Source organism: Pseudomonas sp. NPDC089396, from assembly GCF_044749545.1.
GTDB lineage: Bacteria > Pseudomonadota > Gammaproteobacteria > Pseudomonadales > Pseudomonadaceae > Aquipseudomonas.
Genome location: NZ_JBIVIC010000001.1, coordinates 209054 through 226088, shown reverse-complemented (window position 1 = coordinate 226088; position 17035 = coordinate 209054). Strand labels below are relative to the sequence as shown.

Sequence of the window (17035 nt, the reverse complement as noted above, 5' to 3'; positions counted from 1 at the left end):
GCCGCAAGGCGGCCCCGGCAATCTCAAGGCTTGGCGATATGCCAGACATCCTTCACGCCATCACCGGTCTTGTCTCCGGCTTTCTTGTCCTTGATGAAGGTGTACAGCGGCTTGCCGTCATAGGCCCACTGCATCGAACCATCGTCTCGCGTCACATGGGTCCATTTGTCCTTCGGCGCTTCGTCGTCCTTCTTGACCATCAACGGCGGCCAGTTCTTGGCGCACTCGTCATTGCATACCGACTTGCCACCTGAATCCTTGTCAAAGGTGTACAGGGTCATGCCAGCGTGATCGACCCACATGCCATCCTTCTCCATGGCATGGTGGGCAGACGCTACCCCCGGAAGCGCCAGTGCAGCGAAAAGGGCCATCCAGCTCAGCGTGTGTCGTGTCATTGGAATCACCATCAATTCGGGGGTGGAATGAGTTCGAGTTGCCGTCGCAACGGCCCTGTGTAGCCTAGCCCAGTCACGCAATGTCGCCAGAACGGCCAACGCCCTGTCACACAGCTGCAATAATTCCGTTATCTAATGCGGGCCAGACACGATTTCCCAGGAGAGGTTTTGAGCATGGTTGGCAGGAACATTCTGATCGTCGACGACGAAGCGCCTATTCGCGAGATGATCGCCGTTGCATTGGAAATGGCCGGCTATGACTGCCTGGAAGCGGAGAATTCCCAGCAGGCCCATGCGATCATCGTCGACCGCAAGCCCGACCTGATCCTGCTCGACTGGATGCTGCCCGGCACCTCCGGCATCGAGCTGGCGCGGCGCCTCAAGCGAGACGAGCTGACCGGTGACATCCCGATCATCATGCTCACCGCCAAGGGCGAGGAAGACAACAAGATCCAGGGCCTGGAAGTGGGCGCCGACGACTACATCACCAAGCCGTTTTCCCCGCGCGAGCTGGTTGCCCGCCTCAAAGCCGTGCTGCGTCGCACCGGCCCGAGCGACACCGAAGCGCCGATCGAAGTCGGTGGCCTGCTGCTCGACCCGATCAGCCACCGCGTGACCATCGATGGCAAGCCTGCCGAAATGGGCCCTACCGAATACCGCCTGCTGCAGTTCTTCATGACCCACCAGGAACGCGCCTACACCCGTGGCCAATTGCTCGACCAGGTGTGGGGCGGAAACGTGTATGTCGAGGAACGCACCGTCGACGTACACATCCGGCGCCTGCGCAAGGCACTGGGTGAAGCCTATGAAAATCTGGTACAAACCGTGCGCGGCACTGGCTACCGCTTCTCGACCAAAAGCTGATCGAGCCCCCGGCGCCAAGCTGCACGTCGTTGTACAAGGACCGTCAATTGAACCAGAACTGGCACGCGACCCTGATTCGCCACCTGCTGTTGTTGATCACCGTCTGCCTGATCGGCGGCCTGGTCAGCGGTTACTACGGTTGGAGCCTGGCCATCGGCCTGGCGCTCTACCTGGGCTGGACCCTCAAACAGCTGCTGCGCCTGCATGACTGGCTACGCAACCACCAGCCCGACGAAGCACCGCCCGACGGCTACGGCCTGTGGGGTGAAGTGTTCGACAGCATCTACCACCTGCAGCGCCGTGACCAACGCGTGCGCGGGCGCCTGCAGGCGGTGATCGACCGGGTGCAGGAATCCACCGCCGCCCTGCGTGACGCGGTGATCATGCTCGACAGCGATGGCAACCTGGAATGGTGGAACCGCGCCGCTGAAACCTTGCTTGGCTTCAAGACCCCGCAAGATGGCGGCCAACCGGTGACCAACCTGGTGCGCCACCCTCGCTTCAAGGAATACTTCGAGTCGGAAAACTACGCCGAACCGTTGGAAATCCCTTCGCCGATCAACGATCGCCTGCGTGTCCAGCTGCACCTGACCCGCTACGGCAACAACGAGCACCTGATGCTGGTGCGTGATGTCACCCGCATTCACCAGCTCGAACAGATGCGTAAGGACTTCGTGGCCAACGTTTCCCACGAGTTGCGCACGCCGCTGACGGTCATCACCGGTTACCTGGAAACCCTGCTGGACAACGTCGAAGACGTGAACCCGCGCTGGGGCCGGGCGCTGCAACAGATGAACCAGCAAGGTTCGCGCATGCAGACGCTGCTCAACGACCTGCTGCTGCTGGCCAAGCTGGAGGCCACCGACTACCCCTCGGACAACCAGCCGGTCGCCGTCGATGCCCTGCTGCAGGCGATCTACAACGATGCCCAGGCGCTGTCCGGGCCGCGCAACCAGCGCATCACTCTCGAAGCTGCATCCGGCGTGAAGTTGAAGGGCAGTGAGTCGGAGCTGCGCAGTGCCTTTTCCAACCTGGTGTTCAACGCGGTCAAGTACACCCAGGACGAAGGCAGCATCCGTATCCGCTGGTGGGCCGACGCCCAAGGCGCGCACTTGTCGGTGCAGGACTCGGGAGTCGGTATCGACGCCAAGCACCTGCCGCGCCTGACCGAACGCTTCTATCGAGTCGACTCCAGTCGCGCGTCCAACACCGGAGGCACCGGGTTGGGGCTGGCGATCGTCAAGCATGTGCTGATGCGTCACCGGGGCAAGCTGGAGATCAGCAGCGTGCCGGGGCATGGGAGCACCTTTACTTGCCACTTTGCGCCCACGCAGCTGGCCAACGGCAAAGGCTGAAGGCGTCAGGGGCTGCTTTGCAGCCCTTTCGCGACACAAGGCCGCTCCTACAGGGGATCGCGAACGCCTGTAGGAGCGGCCTTGTGTCGCGAAAGGGGCGCAAAGCGCCCCCAAAGCCCCACCACCCTTTGCTTTTGTGGCCTCAGCCGCTACATTGGATCCCCTGTGCCAGCTAGAGCTGGCACTTTTTTCTCTCTATCTCAAAGACGGACCCCGTAAAAACTCCATCATGGACCCTTCCCCTGGTATCAGCCTCACCTCGCTCTTCGCCGATTTCGGCATGATTCTCTTTGCCTTGTTCCTGGTGCTGCTCAACGGCTTCTTCGTTGCCGCCGAGTTCGCCATGGTCAAGCTGCGCTCCACGCGTGTCGAGTCCATCGCCGAGCTGCACGGCTGGCGCGGCAGCATCCTGCGCAAGGTGCACAACCAGCTCGACGCCTACCTGTCGGCCTGCCAGCTGGGCATCACGCTCGCCTCGCTGGGCCTGGGCTGGGTCGGTGAGCCGGCCTTCGCCCATCTGCTCGAACCGCTGCTGGCCTACCTGGGCGTGGACACCCCCGAGCTGATCAAGGCCGTGTCGTTCTTCGTCGCCTTCTTCGTGATCTCGTACCTGCACATCGTGGTCGGTGAACTGGCGCCCAAGTCCTGGGCCATCCGCAAGCCCGAGCTGCTGTCGCTGTGGACGGCCGTGCCGCTGTACCTGTTCTACTGGACGATGTACCCGGCCATCTACCTGCTCAACGCCAGCGCCAACGCCATCCTGCGCATCGCAGGCCAAGGCGAGCCAGGCCCGCACCATGAGCACCATTACAGCCGCGAAGAGCTCAAGCTGATCCTGCACTCCAGCCGTGGTCAGGATCCAAGCGACCAGGGCATGCGCGTACTGGCCTCGGCCGTGGAAATGGGCGAGCTGGAAGTGGTCGACTGGGCCAACTCGCGGGAAGACATGGTCAGCATCGATGCCCACGCACCGCTGAAGGAAATCCTCGCCCTGGTGCGCCGTCACAAGTTCAGCCGCTACCCGCTGTACGACGCTGAGCGCGAGGAGTACACCGGCCTGCTGCACATCAAGGACCTGCTGCTGGAGCTGGCCGAGCTCGAACACCTGCCCGAAACCGTCGATCTCGAAGACCTGGCCCGGCCGCTGGAGCGCGTTACCCGGCACATGCCGCTGGCCCAGCTGCTGGAGCAGTTCCGCAAGGGCGGCGCGCACTTCGTGCTGGTAGAGGAAGCCGACGGCAACGTGATCGGTTACCTGACCATGGAAGACGTGCTGGAAGTGCTGGTTGGCGACATCCAGGACGAGCACCGCAAGACCGAGCGCGGCATCCTCGCCTACCAGCCCGGCAAGCTGCTGGTGCGCGGCGATACGCCGCTGTTCAAGGTCGAGCGCCTGCTGGGTATCGACCTCGACCACATCGAGGCGGAAACCCTGGCCGGTTTGATCTACGAGACCCTCAAGCGCGTGCCTGAAGAAGAGGAAGTGCTGGAAGTCGAAGGCCTGCGCATCATCATCAAGAAGATGAAAGGGCCGAAGATCGTGCTGGCCAAGGTGCTCAAGCTCGATTGACCTGCCTCACGGGTTGCCGGCGGTAAAGTCCGGCAACCCGCCAATTGGCCGATCGAACTGAAACGGTATCGACTCCAGCGCCAGGCCGACGTTGCGCTGCACCACGAAGTGCAGGTGCGGGCCGGTGCTGTTGCCGGTATTGCCGGACTTGGCCAGCGCCTGCCCCAGCGCCACCTGCTGCCCCTCCGCCACCACCACCGAGCCACGCATCAGGTGCAGGTACACGCCCATGGTGCCGTCCGCGTGCAGGATGCGCACGAAGTTGCCCGACGGGTTGCTCCCCCGCCCGCTCTGATCGTTCTCGACTTTCACCACCCTGCCGCCGCGCGCCGCGATGATCGGTGTGCCCTCGGGCATGGCGATGTCCATGGCATAGCGGCCCTTGGGGCCGAAGTGGCTGAAGCGCCCGTTGGGGCCTTGGGTCAGGCGAAACGGCCCGCCCTTCCACGGGAAGGGATAGCGGTAAGCCTGCGAGCGCTGGCCGGGGTCACCCATGGCGTACTGGAAGCTACTGGCGTATTGCAGCTTGCCACCCGGTGCCGCCAGCACCGAGCTCAGCACCTTGGTAGAGCGTGGCCCCACGACCGCGCGAATGCTGCGCGGCTTGTTGCCACCAAAGGCATTGGCCAGCTGGTCGATGCGCAACTCGACCTGCATCGGCACGTACAGCTCGTTACGCACCAGAAAGCGCACGCCGCCGGGGAAGGTCTCGGCCTGCAGGCGCACCTGGCCATCGATGCGCTCGAGCATGGGCTCGTTCAGCTCGAAGGTTTTCGCCCCGGGGCTGTAGCGGTCGGAGTACGAAGCCACGCCGAAGTTGTCGACGGTCTTGTAGAGCGTCACGCCCAGGCTCGACGCCGAGGCCGAGAGCAACGCACAGAACAGCAGCAAGCGGGCGGCGGCGGGCATGATAGTGGCTTTTTGACAGTTGTGATCTGTCGAAGCCTAGCAGCGCGATCCGGGAGTGGTAGGGCAGTTGGTCGGGTGGTTGTCTGCAAGGGCCGCCGGCAAGCCGGCTCCCACACAGAGCAGATCAGCACTGTCCCTGTGGGAGCCGGCTTGCCGGCGATAGGGCCCGCTCAGGCCCCGGGCGTGAAATGCTTCTGGGCAGTACCGCGGGCAATCAGCCGCGACAGGTAGTCGAGCTTCTGCGCGTCCTGGTCGACGAACTTGAAGGTCAGTTGCAGCCAGTCGCTTTCCGGCTTCGGCTCCAGCGCCGCGACGGCATGCAGGTAGCCGTTCAAGCGCGCCACCTCGGCGCTCTCACCCTGCTCCAGGTCCAGCACCGCCCCTTCGAGCACCTGTGGCAATGCTGCGCTGCGGCGCACCACCAGCAGCGCTTCCTTGAGGCTCAGGGCCTTGATCACGCAGGGCTGGATACCGCTTGCCAGGCGCAACTGGCCTTGACCACGCCCGGACTGCGCGGCGGACGCGGCGGTTTGCGGCACTGGCGCATTGAGCAACGGCTTGGCCGGGCTTGCCACCTTGGCCGCTTCCACCTTGCCGCCGGTCAGGGCGCTGAGCGAGTCATTGGCGAACGCCGAGTTCACCCGCGCCGGTGCGCCGCCCATCGCGCTCTCCAGCTTGCCGATCTTGCTCAGGGCCTTCTTCACCTTGGTCAACAGCTGCTCATTGGTGAACGGCTTGCCGACAAAGTCGGAAACACCGGCCTGGATGGCCTGGATCACGTTCTCCTTGTCACCGCGGCTGGTGACCATGATGAACTGCAGCTGTTTCATCTCGGGCTGCTGGCGGCACCAGGTGAGCAGTTCCAGGCCGGACATTTCCGGCATTTCCCAGTCGCACAGGACCAGGTCGAATGGCTCCTTGGTCAGCATGGCCATGGCCTTGCGGCCGTTCACCGCATCTTCGATGACCATGCCCGCAAAGGCATTGCGCAGACACTTCCTGACCAGGTCACGGATGAACGGGGCGTCATCCACCACCAGCACATTCACTTTACTCATCGATACTCCTCTTGAATCGCGGGTGCTTGCCTGCTGCTCAAGCACAAACGAAAACGCCCGGCCAAGGCCGGGCGTCGATGCTCGGGAGCAGTCTTATTTATCGTCCGGTTCAGCCGGAACATTAGCGATTTCGGCCTCTACACCCGCAGTGCCTTCGACTTCTGCCTTCATGCGCTTGAGACCCAGGTGGCGCACGTCGGTGCCGCGAACCAGGTAGATCACCAGCTCCGAGATGTTGCGTGCGTGGTCGCCGATACGTTCCAGCGAACGCAGGGCCCAGATCACGCTCAGCACCCGCGAGATCGAACGCGGGTCTTCCATCATGTAGGTCACCAGCTCGCGCAGCGCTGTCTTGTACTCACGGTCGATGGTCTTGTCGTACTGGGCCACCGACAGCGCCAGGTCAGCATCGAAGCGGGCGAAGGCGTCGAGCGCATCGCGCACCATGTTGCGCACCTGGTCGCCGATGTGGCGTACCTCGACGTAACCACGCGGCGACTCGCCTTCCTCGCACAGCTGGATGGCACGGCGGGCGATCTTGGTCGATTCGTCGCCAATGCGCTCCAGGTCGATCACCGACTTGGAGATGCTGATGATCAAGCGCAGGTCGGAAGCCGCCGGCTGGCGGCGCGCGAGGATGCGCACGCACTCCTCGTCGATGTTGCGTTCCATCTGGTTGATCTGTTCATCGACTTCACGCACCTGCTGGGCCAGGCCCGAGTCGGCCTCGATCAGCGCGGTGACGGCATCGTTGACCTGCTTCTCGACCAGGCCGCCCATGGCCAGGAGGTGGCTGCGCACCTCTTCGAGTTCGGCGTTGAACTGCTGGGAAATGTGGTGCGTAAGGCTTTCTTTGTTGATCATCGTTTGGCTCCGCGAAGCAGCTGCAAGCTTCAAGTGGTTCGTGTCGTTCCCTGGCAAGGCTGCTTAACCGTAGCGACCGGTGATGTAGTCTTCGGTCTGCTTCTTCGCCGGGTTGGTGAACAGGGTGTCGGTATCACCGAATTCGACCAGTTTGCCCATGTACATGAACGCGGTGTAGTCGGAGACCCGCGCGGCCTGCTGCATGTTGTGGGTGACGATGACGATGGTGTACTTGGATTTCAACTCGTAGATCAATTCTTCGACCTTGAGGGTCGAGATCGGGTCCAGCGCCGAGCAGGGTTCGTCGAGCAGCAACACTTCAGGCTCGACGGCGATGGTACGGGCGATCACCAGACGCTGCTGCTGGCCGCCGGACAAGCCCAGCGCCGATTCGTGCAGACGGTCCTTGACCTCGTCCCACAGGGCCGCGCCTTTCAGCGCCCACTCGACCGCTTCGTCGAGCACGCGCTTCTTGTTGATGCCCTGGATGCGCAGGCCGTACACCACGTTCTCGTAGATGGTCTTGGGGAACGGGTTGGGCTTCTGGAACACCATGCCCACGCGGCGACGCAGCTCGGCAACGTCTTCGCCCTTGCGGTAGATGTTGTTGCCATACAGGTTGATGGCGCCTTCCACGCGGCAACCGTCGACCAGGTCGTTCATGCGGTTGAAGGTACGCAGCAAGGTCGACTTGCCGCAGCCCGACGGGCCGATGAAGGCGGTCACGCGCTGCTTGGGGATATTCATGCTGACGTCGTACAACGCCTGCTTGTCGCCGTAGAACAGGCTCAGGCCGGGGACTTCGATGGCCACGGTTTCTTCGGCCAGGCGCAGGCTCTGCTTGTCGCGACCCAGGGCAGACATGTCGATGCCGTGGGTGTGGGATTCTTGCTGCATGGTCAACTCCATACGCTATCAATTCGTTTCAAAGGGCCGCCCGACTCACGGGCGGCACGCTTGCAATCAGGTTCAGCTGTCGAGGGCCTTGTACTTCTCGCGCAGGTGGTTACGGATCCACACCGCCGAGAGGTTGAGGGTAGCGATCACCATCACCAGCAACAGCGCGGTGGCGTATACCAGCGGCCGCGCGGCCTCGACGTTGGGGCTCTGGAAGCCGACGTCGTAGATGTGGAAGCCCAGGTGCATGATCTTCTGGTCCAGGTGCAGGTACGGGTAGTTGCCGTCCACCGGCAGCGACGGCGCCAGCTTCACCACACCCACCAGCATCAGCGGTGCCACTTCGCCGGCGGCGCGGGCCACGGCGAGGATCATGCCGGTCATCATGGCCGGGCTGGCCATCGGCAGGACGATCTTCCACAGGGTCTCGGCCTTGGTCGCGCCAAGCGCCAGCGAGCCTTCGCGCACGGTGCGCGGAATACGTGCCAGGCCTTCCTCGGTGGCGACGATCACCACCGGCACCGCCAGCAGCGCCAGGGTCAGCGACGCCCACAGCAGGCCCGGGGTACCCAGGGTCGGTGCTGGCAACGCTTCAGGGAAGAACAGCCGGTCGATCGAACCGCCCAGCACGTAGACGAAGAAGCCCAGGCCGAACACGCCGTAGACGATCGCCGGGACGCCCGCCAGGTTGTTCACGGCAATACGGATCAGCCGTGTCACCGGGCCCTGCTTGGCGTACTCGCGCAGGTAGACAGCAGCCAGCACGCCGAACGGGGTGACGATCACCGCCATGATCAGGGTCATCATCACGGTGCCGAAGATGGCCGGGAAGATACCGCCTTCGGTGTTCGCTTCACGCGGGTCGTCGCTGAGGAATTCCCAGACCTTGGCGAAGTAGCTGCCCATCTTGGTGAAGCCGGACATGGCGTTCGGCTGGATGGCGTGCACCACCTTGCTCAGGTTGATCTCTACTTCACGGCCGTTGCCGTCACGCGCTACCAGGCTGTCTCGGGCAAAGGCCTGGTGCAGGCCGCTCAAGCGGTCTTCGATGGCCTTGTAGCGGCTGTTCAGCTCGGCGCGCTCGGCTTCGATGTCGGCCTGGGCGGCGGCGTCCAGCTTGCCGTCCAGCTCCAGCTTGCGGCTGTGCAGGCGCAGGCGTTCGAGGCCATGGTTGATGGCACCGATGTCTTTCTTTTCCAGGGTCTGCAGTTCGGCGTTGAGCTGGTTGGCACGCTTGAGGCGCGTCTGCAGTTCGTTCCAGGCGGCAGGGCCTTCGGCAACCACGCGGCCTTCTTCCTTGACGCTGACCAGATAGCCGTAGAAGTTGCCCCACTCACGACGCTCCAGGGCAATCAGGTCGGCCGGACGCTGCTGGTCCACCAGCCACTCGCCGACGACCCAGGTGAAGTCGCTGCCGTTGAGGTCGCGGTTACCCACCTTGATCAGCTCGCGGGTCATGAACTCCGGGCCTTCGTCCGGCACCGGCAGGCCGGCACCCTTGAGGCGCGCCCGCGGTACTTCTTCCTTCTGTACCACTTCACCGATGACGATGTGGTCTGCCTGGCCCGGCACCTTGTAGGTAGCCTGGACCAGGTCGGCCGGCCAGAAGTGGCCAAGGCCGCGCACAGCGATCACAGCCAGCAGGCCGACGGTCATGATGACCGCCATGGCGACCGCGCCACCGCTGATCCAGACGCCCGGGGCGCCGCTCTTGAACCAGCCTTTGAGGGAATCCTTTTTCACGGATCTCTACCTTTCTATCAAAGCGACGAGTATTTCTTGCGCAGACGCTGGCGAATCAGCTCGGCCAAGGTGTTCATGACGAAGGTGAACATCAGCAGCACGAGCGCAGCGAGGAACAGCACGCGATAGTGGCTGCCGCCGACTTCCGATTCAGGCATCTCCACCGCCACGTTGGCCGCCAGGGTGCGCATGCCTTCGAACAGGTTCAGCTCCATCACCGGGGTGTTGCCGGTGGCCATGAGCACGATCATGGTCTCGCCCACCGCACGGCCCATGCCGATCATCAGCGCCGAGAAGATACCCGGGCTGGCGGTGAGGATGACCACGCGGGTCAGGGTCTGCCATGGCGTCGCACCCAGGGCCAGGGAGCCCAGGGTCAGGCTGCGCGGCACGCTGAACACGGCGTCTTCGGCGATCGAGTAGATGTTCGGGATGACCGCGAAGCCCATGGCGATACCGACCACCAGTGCGTTGCGCTGGTCGTAGGTGATGCCCAGGTCGTTGGTGATCCACAGGCGCATGTCACCGCCGAAGAACCAGGTCTCCAGGAACGGGCTCATGTACAGGGCGAACCAGCCAATGAACAGGATCACCGGGATCAGGATGGCCGCTTCCCAGCCATCCGGGACGCGCAGGCGGATCGACTCCGGCAGGCGGCTCCAGCCGAAGCCTGCCAGCAGGATGCCAACCGGCATGACCACGAACAGGCTGAACACGCCCGGCAGGTGCCCTTCCAGGTACGGCGCCAGGAACAGCCCGGCGAAGAAACCGAGGATCACCGTCGGCATCGCTTCCATCAGCTCGATCACCGGCTTGACCTTGCGGCGCATGCCCGGGGCCATGAAGTAGGCGGTGTAGATGGCCGCGGCAATGGCCAGCGGGGCTGCCAGGATCATTGCGTAGAACGCTGCCTTCAGGGTACCGAAGGTCAGTGGCGACAGGCTCAGCTTGGGTTCGAAGTCGGTGTTCGAAGCGGTCGACTGCCAGACGTACTTGGGTTCGTCGTAGTTTTCGTACCAGACCTTGCCCCACAGCGCGCTGAAGGACACTTCAGGGTGCGGGTTCTTCAGGCTCAGCGGCAGCAGCTTGCCGCCTTCTTCGATGAAGATGCGGTTGGCACGTGGCGACAGGGCCAGCACGCCGGCGCCTTCGGCCGCAGGCTCGACCAGCAGGGTGCGGTGCGCGGTGCTGTGGAACACACCGAGCTTGCCTTCGGCGTCCAGGGCGATGAAGCCCTTGCGACGCTCTTCGGCATCGATCTGCACGATTGGTGCCTTGCCCATCTGGAAAGTACGGATCTGCTTGAAGCGCTGCTCGCCATCCGGGTCGCGGGCCATGAACCACTGGGCCAGGCCGCCCTTGGAGTCACCGATGATCAGCGAGATACCGCCGACCAGCTGGGCCGTGGCGGTGATTTCGGTATCGGCGCTGTCGGACAGCTTGTAGCGACCATTCAGGCTCTTGTCGCGCAGGCTGAAGACATCAGCGGTGGCGCGACCGTTGATCACATACAGCCACTGCTGACGCGGGTCGATGAAGATGTTCTTCACCACCTCGGTCATCTGTGGCAGCTCGATGCGATTCTGCTCGGTGGTGACCTCGTCGGTCATCATGTTCTCGGTGCGCGTCAGTTCGAGCACCTGCAGGTGCGCACCGGTGGAACCGGCCAGCATCAGGGTATCGCCATTGACGTTGACGCTGACATGTTCCAGCGCACGGCCCTGGTCGTCGAGCGCGAACGGCTCTTGCCCATACGGGTAGTCGATACCAGGGGTGATGGTTTTCTTGTTGTCCGGGTAGGTGATCTTGTAAGTGTGGTGGAACACCAGCGCCTTGCCGTTGGACAGGCCCAGCACCACCATCGGGCTACCCGGCTGGTCGGTGCTGATGGAGGTTACCTGCGTACCTGCCGGCAACGGCAGGTCGACGCGTTTGAGTTCGTTACCGGTCTTGGTATCGAAGAACAGCGCCTGACCCTTGTCCGAAACGCGCATACCGACCAGGTTCTGCTCTTCAAGGGCGATCAACAGCGGCTTGCCGGCATCCTGCTGCAGCCAGGTGGGCTCCAGGGCCTTCTTGCTGGTCAGTTCGGCGCCCTGGAACAACGGCAGCACCACATAGGCCAGGTAGAAGAAGATCAGGGTGATGGCTGCCAGCACGGCAAGCCCACCCACCAGTACATACCAGCGGGTGAAGCGATCCTTGAGGGCGCGCATGCGGCGCTTGCGTTGCAACTCCGGCGTATTGAAATCAATGCGCACGGGAGGAGAATTTTGGGTCATTGTGGAGTTGGCCAGATCATTCATGCGCACACCCTAGCGGTCCCGTATGACAAAAACATGACAGTGCGTTGACGCAAAAAAGCCCGCCGCTCAGGAGCCCTGGCTTCGGACCAAGAATGCTTGGAAGAGGCCGGGCATTGGCACCGGCCTCTTCCTCAGTTAGTTACTTCTTTGCAACGTTACCGGCGTGGGACAGGCCCAGGTCAGCCAGGGTCTTGTCGACCACTTTGGCCGGCAGCGGGATGTAGCCATCCTTCACCACGACCTGCTGGCCCGCTTGCGACAGCACCAGCTTGACGAACTCGGCTTCCAGCGGCGCCAGAGGCTTGTTCGGTGCCTTGTTGACGTAGACGTACAGGAAGCGCGACAGCGGGTACGAGCCGTTCAGGGCGTTGGCTTCGTTGTCTTCGATGAACTCGCCGCCTTCTTTCTTGGCCAGAGGCACGGTCTTGACGCTGGCGGTCTTGTAGCCAATGCCCGAGTAGCCGATGCCGTTCAGCGAGGAGCTGATCGACTGCACGACCGAAGCCGAGCCAGGCTGTTCGTTGACGTTAGGCTTGAAGTCGCCTTTGCACAGGGCCTCTTCCTTGAAGTAGCCGTAGGTGCCCGATACCGAGTTACGGCCGAACAGCTGCACGGGCTTGTTGGCCAGGTCACCGGTCACGCCCAGGTCACCCCAGGTCTTGACGTCGGCTTTGGCACCGCACAGGCGGGTGGACGAGAAGATCGCATCGACCTGGGCCATGGTCAGGCCTTTGATCGGGTTGTCCTTGTGGACGAACACGGCCAGGGCGTCAACGGCGACCGGGATGGCGGTCGGCTTGTAGCCGTACTTCTGCTCGAAGGCCTGCAGCTCGACGTCCTTCATCTTGCGGCTCATCGGGCCGAGGTTGGCGGTGCCTTCGGTCAGCGCGGGTGGCGCGGTGGAGGAACCGGCAGCCTGGATCTGGATGTTTACGTTCGGGTATTCCTTCTTGTAGGCCTCGGCCCACAGAGTCATGAGGTTCGCGAGGGTGTCGGAACCGACGCTGGAGAGGTTGCCCGAAACACCGGTGGTCTTGGTGTAGGTCGGGATCGCAGGGTCGACAGCGGCTACCGCGTTGGCGGTCGCAACGCCAGCGGCGGCAAAGGTGAGGGCCGCCATCAAACGCTTCAGTTTCATGCCTTGCTCCTAGCAGGAATATTGGGGGTGTTGGATGGATCGGGGCCCAGTATCTGCAGGCCGCATGAACACGATATGACTTCAATATGACAATTGGATGAAAGGCCATCACTGGTAGCCCAGGATGGCCTTTCAAAATGTTGCAGAGCAGGTCTGGCCCCATCGCCGGCAAGCCGGCTCCCACAGGGTTCGGCGTCGTTCCTGTGGGAGCCGGCTTGCCGGCGATGAGGCCAGTAAGACCGACGCCTTAGCGTTTATTGACGAGCAGATAGAGGCCGACGATCAGACCGACGGCGCACAAGCCGGCAACATAGTAGGCCGGTGCCATCGGGCTGACCTTGAGCAGCGCGGTCACCACCATCGGCGTCAAACCGCCGAAGATCGCGTAAGCCACGTTGTAGGAGAACGACAGCCCACTGAAGCGCACCACCGCCGGGAATGCCTTGACCATCACGTAAGGCACCGCACCGATCACGCCCACGCACAGACCCGTTACGGCATACAGCGGGAACAGCAGCTGCGGGTGGGTCGGCAGGCTGTGGTAGAAGGTCCAGGAGCTCACCAGCAACATCAGGCTGCCGACGACGAACACGCGCCCGGCACCGAAACGATCGGCGAGGCTACCCGAGGCAACGCAGCCAAGGCTCAGCAGCACGATGGCCAGGCTGTTGGCCTTGAGCGAGTCGGTCGGGCTGATGTGATAGATGCTCTGCAGCAGCGCCGGGGTCATCAGGATGACCACCACGATGCCTGCCGACAGCATCCAGGTCAGCAGCATCGACAGGATGATCGGCCCACGGTGATCGCGCAGCACCGCGCGCAGGGGCAGCTCCTCGGCAAGCGCCTTGCGCTGCTGCATCTCGGCGAACACCGGGGTTTCATGCAGCCAGCGGCGCAGGTACACGGCAAAGAACCCGAACACACCGCCCAGCAGGAACGGCACACGCCAGGCGTAATCAGCCACTTCTTCAGGGGTGTACACGCTGTTGATCAGCGTCGCCACCAGCGAACCCAGCAGAATGCCCGCCGTCAGGCCGGCGGTCAGCGTGCCGCAGGCATACCCGGTATTGCGTGCAGGCACGTGTTCGGAGACGAACACCCAGGCCCCCGGCACTTCCCCGCCAATCGCCGCGCCCTGGATAACGCGCATCAGCAGCAACAGGATCGGCGCCCACATGCCGATCTGTGCATAAGTCGGCAGCAGGCCCATGATCAGGGTCGGCAGGGCCATCATGAAGATGCTCAGGGTGAACATCTTCTTGCGCCCCAGCAGGTCGCCGAAGTGCGCCATGACGATGCCGCCCAGCGGCCGCGCCAGGTAACCGGCGGCGAAGATGCCGAAGGTCTGCATCAGGCGTAGCCATTCGGGCATGTCGGCCGGGAAGAACAGCTTGCCGACCACGGTGGCGAAGAACACGAAGATGATGAAGTCGTAGAACTCCAGGGCTCCGCCCAGGGCGGACAGTGAGAGGGTTTTGTAGTCACTGCGGGTCAGCGGCCGCGAAGGCTGCTCGATACTGCTCGGCACGGAGGTCATCGCTGGTTGTTCTCTTGTAGGTCATGCAGGCCGCTTGCAACGCGGCTTCTGGATTGGGCGGACTGGCGAAGATAGCAAATTGCCGAGCTACGCCGAAAGCGACACAAAATCCCTACAGATATTCATGAATACGCGGTCGTCGCTGGTCGTTTGGCTATATATACTGGCCGTTCGTAGGAAAAGGTTGCTGTCGTCCTTGGGATATTGTGCGAAATCGCCGGTCTTGATGTCAGACGGTTTCGCAGAATTTCCCTATGGCCGTCCAGCGAAGCGATATCGGCGTAGTATCTTTTACAGCTGGATCGTTTTCCCTCGCCACACCAACGAAAGCGTCACGGGTCAGAGGCCCCACCGCATGATTGAACTCGAACAAGAAGATCCCATCCCGCAAGGCGACCTGGCCTTGCAGATCACCGCATTGCCACGCGAGACCAACGGTTTCGGCGACATCTTCGGCGGTTGGCTGGTTGCCCAGATGGATCTGGCCGGCACAGCCATGGCCAGCCGCGTTGCAGGTGGTCGGGTGGCCACGGTAGCCATCGACCGCATGGCCTTCCTGGTGCCTGTAGCCGTGGGCGCGCAACTGTCGTTCTATACCCAGACCCTGGAAATCGGCCGCAGCTCGATCCAGATGATGGTGGAAGTATGGAGCGATGACCCGTTGTCCAGCGAATGGCGCAAGGTCACCGAAGCGGTGTTCGTGTTCGTGGCCATCGATGGCAGTGGCCGTACCCGTTCGGTGCCTCGTCGCTGAGCCATGCGAGCGTTAAACTCATTGCAGGTCATCGGGTCGAAGACCCACGGACAATCAATGAGAAGAGCGCAATGGCTACCTTCAAGGTCGAAACCGAGCAACACGGCGAACTCAACTGCTGGCGCATCAGCAGCGACCGCGCCGAACTACTGATCGCCCAGCAGGGTGCGCAGATCCTCAGCTACCAGCGTGTTGGCGAGCCACCGCTACTGTGGCTGAGCGACCAGGCCATCTTCCGCCAGGGCAAGTCGGTGCGCGCCGGTGTGCCGGTGTGCTGGCCGTGGTTTGGCAACCTGCAGCGCAACCCGCAATCGGTTCAATCCATGTACCACGGTGAGCAGGCGCCTGCCCATGGTCTGGCGCGCACGCGTGACTGGCAATTGCTGGGCATCGAGGAGTCGGGCAGTGAGCTGCGCATCGAATTCGGCCTGCCCGAAGCCCAAGGCGACCTGCCGGATTGGCCGCATGACGTTGAATTGAAGCTGCTGGTGGTGCTGGGCGATGCGCTCGAACTGAGCCTGACCAGCCGCAACATGGGCAACACCCCTGTGACCATCAGCCAGGCCCTGCACAGTTACTTCGCGGTCAGCGACGTACGCCAGGCGCGGGTAGAGGGCGTCGAGGGGCTGGCGTACATCGAAACCCTGGCCGACTGGGAACAGCGTCAGCAACAGGGCGCGTTGACCTTTGCCGGTGAGACCGACCGAATCTACCTAGATACGCCGACCACGCTGAGCATCGTCGACCCACACTGGGGCCGACGCATCACCTTGACCAGCAGCGGCTCGCGTTCGGCGGTGATCTGGAACCCCTGGACCGAGCGAGCCAAGGAACTGGCGGACATGGCCGATGATGGCTGGCAGCGGATGCTGTGCATCGAGACGGCGAATGTCTGGGATGACGTGGTGGAGTTGCGGCCTGGGGCGAGCCATGCGCTGCGGGTCAGAATGGGTAGTGAAGCGATCTGAATGGTGTGCTGGCTTTACCGGCCCTATCGCCGGCAAGCCGGCTCCCACAGGTACTCCACAGGTCTCAAGTGCGGCGGTATCCCTATGGGAGCTGGCTTGCCAGCGATAGGGCCCTTACAGGCCCCTCAAAGATCAGCGTCCTCCACCACCCTGACCGTCCCCGCCTCCAGCGCATAGGCCGCATCCGCCAGGTCATTGCTGACCTTCTCCACCTTCAACGTCCCGCTGACCCACAGCGGCGTGTAGATATCGTCGATCTTCAGCCCCTTCGGATAACGCACCAGCACCAACTGGTTCGGCGGCGGCGGCGGTACGTGAATGCAGGCGCCCGGGTACGGCACCAGGAAGAACAGCGTGCTGTTGCCCTTGGCATCGCTTTCCAACGGCACCGGATAACCGCCCAGGCGGATGTCCTTGCCATTCATGGCCGCCACGGTCTTGGTCGAGTACATCACCGCCGGTAGCCCTTTGCTCTGCTTGAGGCCACCCTTGTCGGTGAAGGTGCCCATGGCCTCGGGTGAGTCGTGATCGATTTCGGGCATTTGCTCCAGCGCCTGCTGGTCCGACTCGGGCATCAGCTCCAACCAGTCGGTTTCAGGCAGCTCGGCATGGGCCAGGGTGCTGGCAAGCAGCAAGGGGATGAGGAAAAACGCACGCATGAAAATGCTCGGCAACTC

15 protein-coding genes are annotated in these 17035 nt (G+C 62.8%); 5 read left to right on the top strand and 10 right to left on the bottom strand.

The annotated features are described in order from the left end of the window. Nucleotides 1-23 precede the first annotated feature (23 nt). Complete coding sequence (locus ACIPZB_RS01095) at nt 24-395, bottom strand: hypothetical protein (RefSeq protein WP_043273100.1); 372 nt, start codon at nt 393-395, stop codon at nt 24-26. 174 nt (nt 396-569) lie between these two features. Here ACIPZB_RS01095 and phoB point away from each other — a divergent pair, with 174 nt between their 5' ends. From phoB to ACIPZB_RS01080, 3 genes are all read left to right on the top strand, one after another. After that, nucleotides 570-1259, top strand: coding sequence for a phosphate regulon transcriptional regulator PhoB (gene phoB, locus ACIPZB_RS01090; RefSeq protein ID WP_008091627.1), 690 nt, complete (start codon nt 570-572; stop codon nt 1257-1259). Between the two features lie 47 nt (nt 1260-1306). Next, nucleotides 1307-2614: a phosphate regulon sensor histidine kinase PhoR gene (phoR, locus tag ACIPZB_RS01085; protein ID WP_400638668.1), complete on the top strand. Its 1308-nt coding sequence runs from the start codon at nt 1307-1309 to the stop codon at nt 2612-2614. 229 nt (nt 2615-2843) lie between these two features. After that, complete coding sequence (locus ACIPZB_RS01080; RefSeq protein ID WP_400638667.1) at nt 2844-4184, top strand: hemolysin family protein; 1341 nt, start codon at nt 2844-2846, stop codon at nt 4182-4184. A 6-nt stretch (nt 4185-4190) separates the two neighbouring features. Here ACIPZB_RS01080 and ACIPZB_RS01075 read toward each other — a convergent pair whose 3' ends face one another. The 8 genes from ACIPZB_RS01075 to ACIPZB_RS01040 all read right to left on the bottom strand — a co-directional run bounded on the left by ACIPZB_RS01075 (nt 4191) and on the right by ACIPZB_RS01040 (nt 14636). Further along, a complete protein-coding gene (locus ACIPZB_RS01075) occupies nt 4191-5093 on the bottom strand; it encodes a M23 family metallopeptidase (protein WP_400638666.1) in 903 nt (300 codons plus the stop codon). 170 nt (nt 5094-5263) lie between these two features. Beyond that, nucleotides 5264-6151, bottom strand: a complete 888-nt coding sequence (locus ACIPZB_RS01070) for a response regulator (protein WP_400638665.1) — start codon at nt 6149-6151, stop codon at nt 5264-5266. Between the two features lie 93 nt (nt 6152-6244). Further along, nucleotides 6245-7015, bottom strand: coding sequence for a phosphate signaling complex protein PhoU (phoU, locus tag ACIPZB_RS01065; protein WP_008097227.1), 771 nt, complete (start codon nt 7013-7015; stop codon nt 6245-6247). A gap of 63 nt (nt 7016-7078) precedes the next feature. After that, nucleotides 7079-7912, bottom strand: a complete 834-nt coding sequence (pstB, locus tag ACIPZB_RS01060; protein ID WP_400638664.1) for a phosphate ABC transporter ATP-binding protein PstB — start codon at nt 7910-7912, stop codon at nt 7079-7081. A gap of 72 nt (nt 7913-7984) precedes the next feature. Then, nucleotides 7985-9655: a phosphate ABC transporter permease PstA gene (gene pstA / locus ACIPZB_RS01055; protein WP_400638663.1), complete on the bottom strand. Its 1671-nt coding sequence runs from the start codon at nt 9653-9655 to the stop codon at nt 7985-7987. Nucleotides 9656-9672: 17 nt separating this feature from the next. Beyond that, nucleotides 9673-11961, bottom strand: coding sequence for a phosphate ABC transporter permease (locus ACIPZB_RS01050; RefSeq protein ID WP_400638662.1), 2289 nt, complete (start codon nt 11959-11961; stop codon nt 9673-9675). Nucleotides 11962-12100: 139 nt separating this feature from the next. Then, nucleotides 12101-13099 carry a phosphate ABC transporter substrate-binding protein PstS gene (locus ACIPZB_RS01045; RefSeq protein WP_400638661.1) on the bottom strand — a complete coding sequence of 333 codons (999 nt, stop codon included), beginning with the start codon at nt 13097-13099 and terminating at the stop codon, nt 12101-12103. 247 nt (nt 13100-13346) lie between these two features. Next, nucleotides 13347-14636, bottom strand: a complete 1290-nt coding sequence (locus ACIPZB_RS01040) for an MFS transporter (protein ID WP_400638660.1) — start codon at nt 14634-14636, stop codon at nt 13347-13349. Nucleotides 14637-14991: 355 nt separating this feature from the next. Here ACIPZB_RS01040 and ACIPZB_RS01035 point away from each other — a divergent pair, with 355 nt between their 5' ends. Beyond that, nucleotides 14992-15390: an acyl-CoA thioesterase gene (locus ACIPZB_RS01035; protein WP_003253317.1), complete on the top strand. Its 399-nt coding sequence runs from the start codon at nt 14992-14994 to the stop codon at nt 15388-15390. 71 nt (nt 15391-15461) lie between these two features. Then, entirely contained in the window at nt 15462-16358 is an 897-nt protein-coding gene (locus ACIPZB_RS01030; protein ID WP_400638659.1) for a D-hexose-6-phosphate mutarotase, read from the top strand. Between the two features lie 125 nt (nt 16359-16483). Here the strand turns inward: ACIPZB_RS01030 and ACIPZB_RS01025 are convergent, their stop codons facing one another. Continuing rightward, a complete protein-coding gene (locus ACIPZB_RS01025; RefSeq protein WP_400638658.1) occupies nt 16484-17017 on the bottom strand; it encodes a DUF3299 domain-containing protein in 534 nt (177 codons plus the stop codon). Nucleotides 17018-17035: the final 18 nt, after the last annotated feature.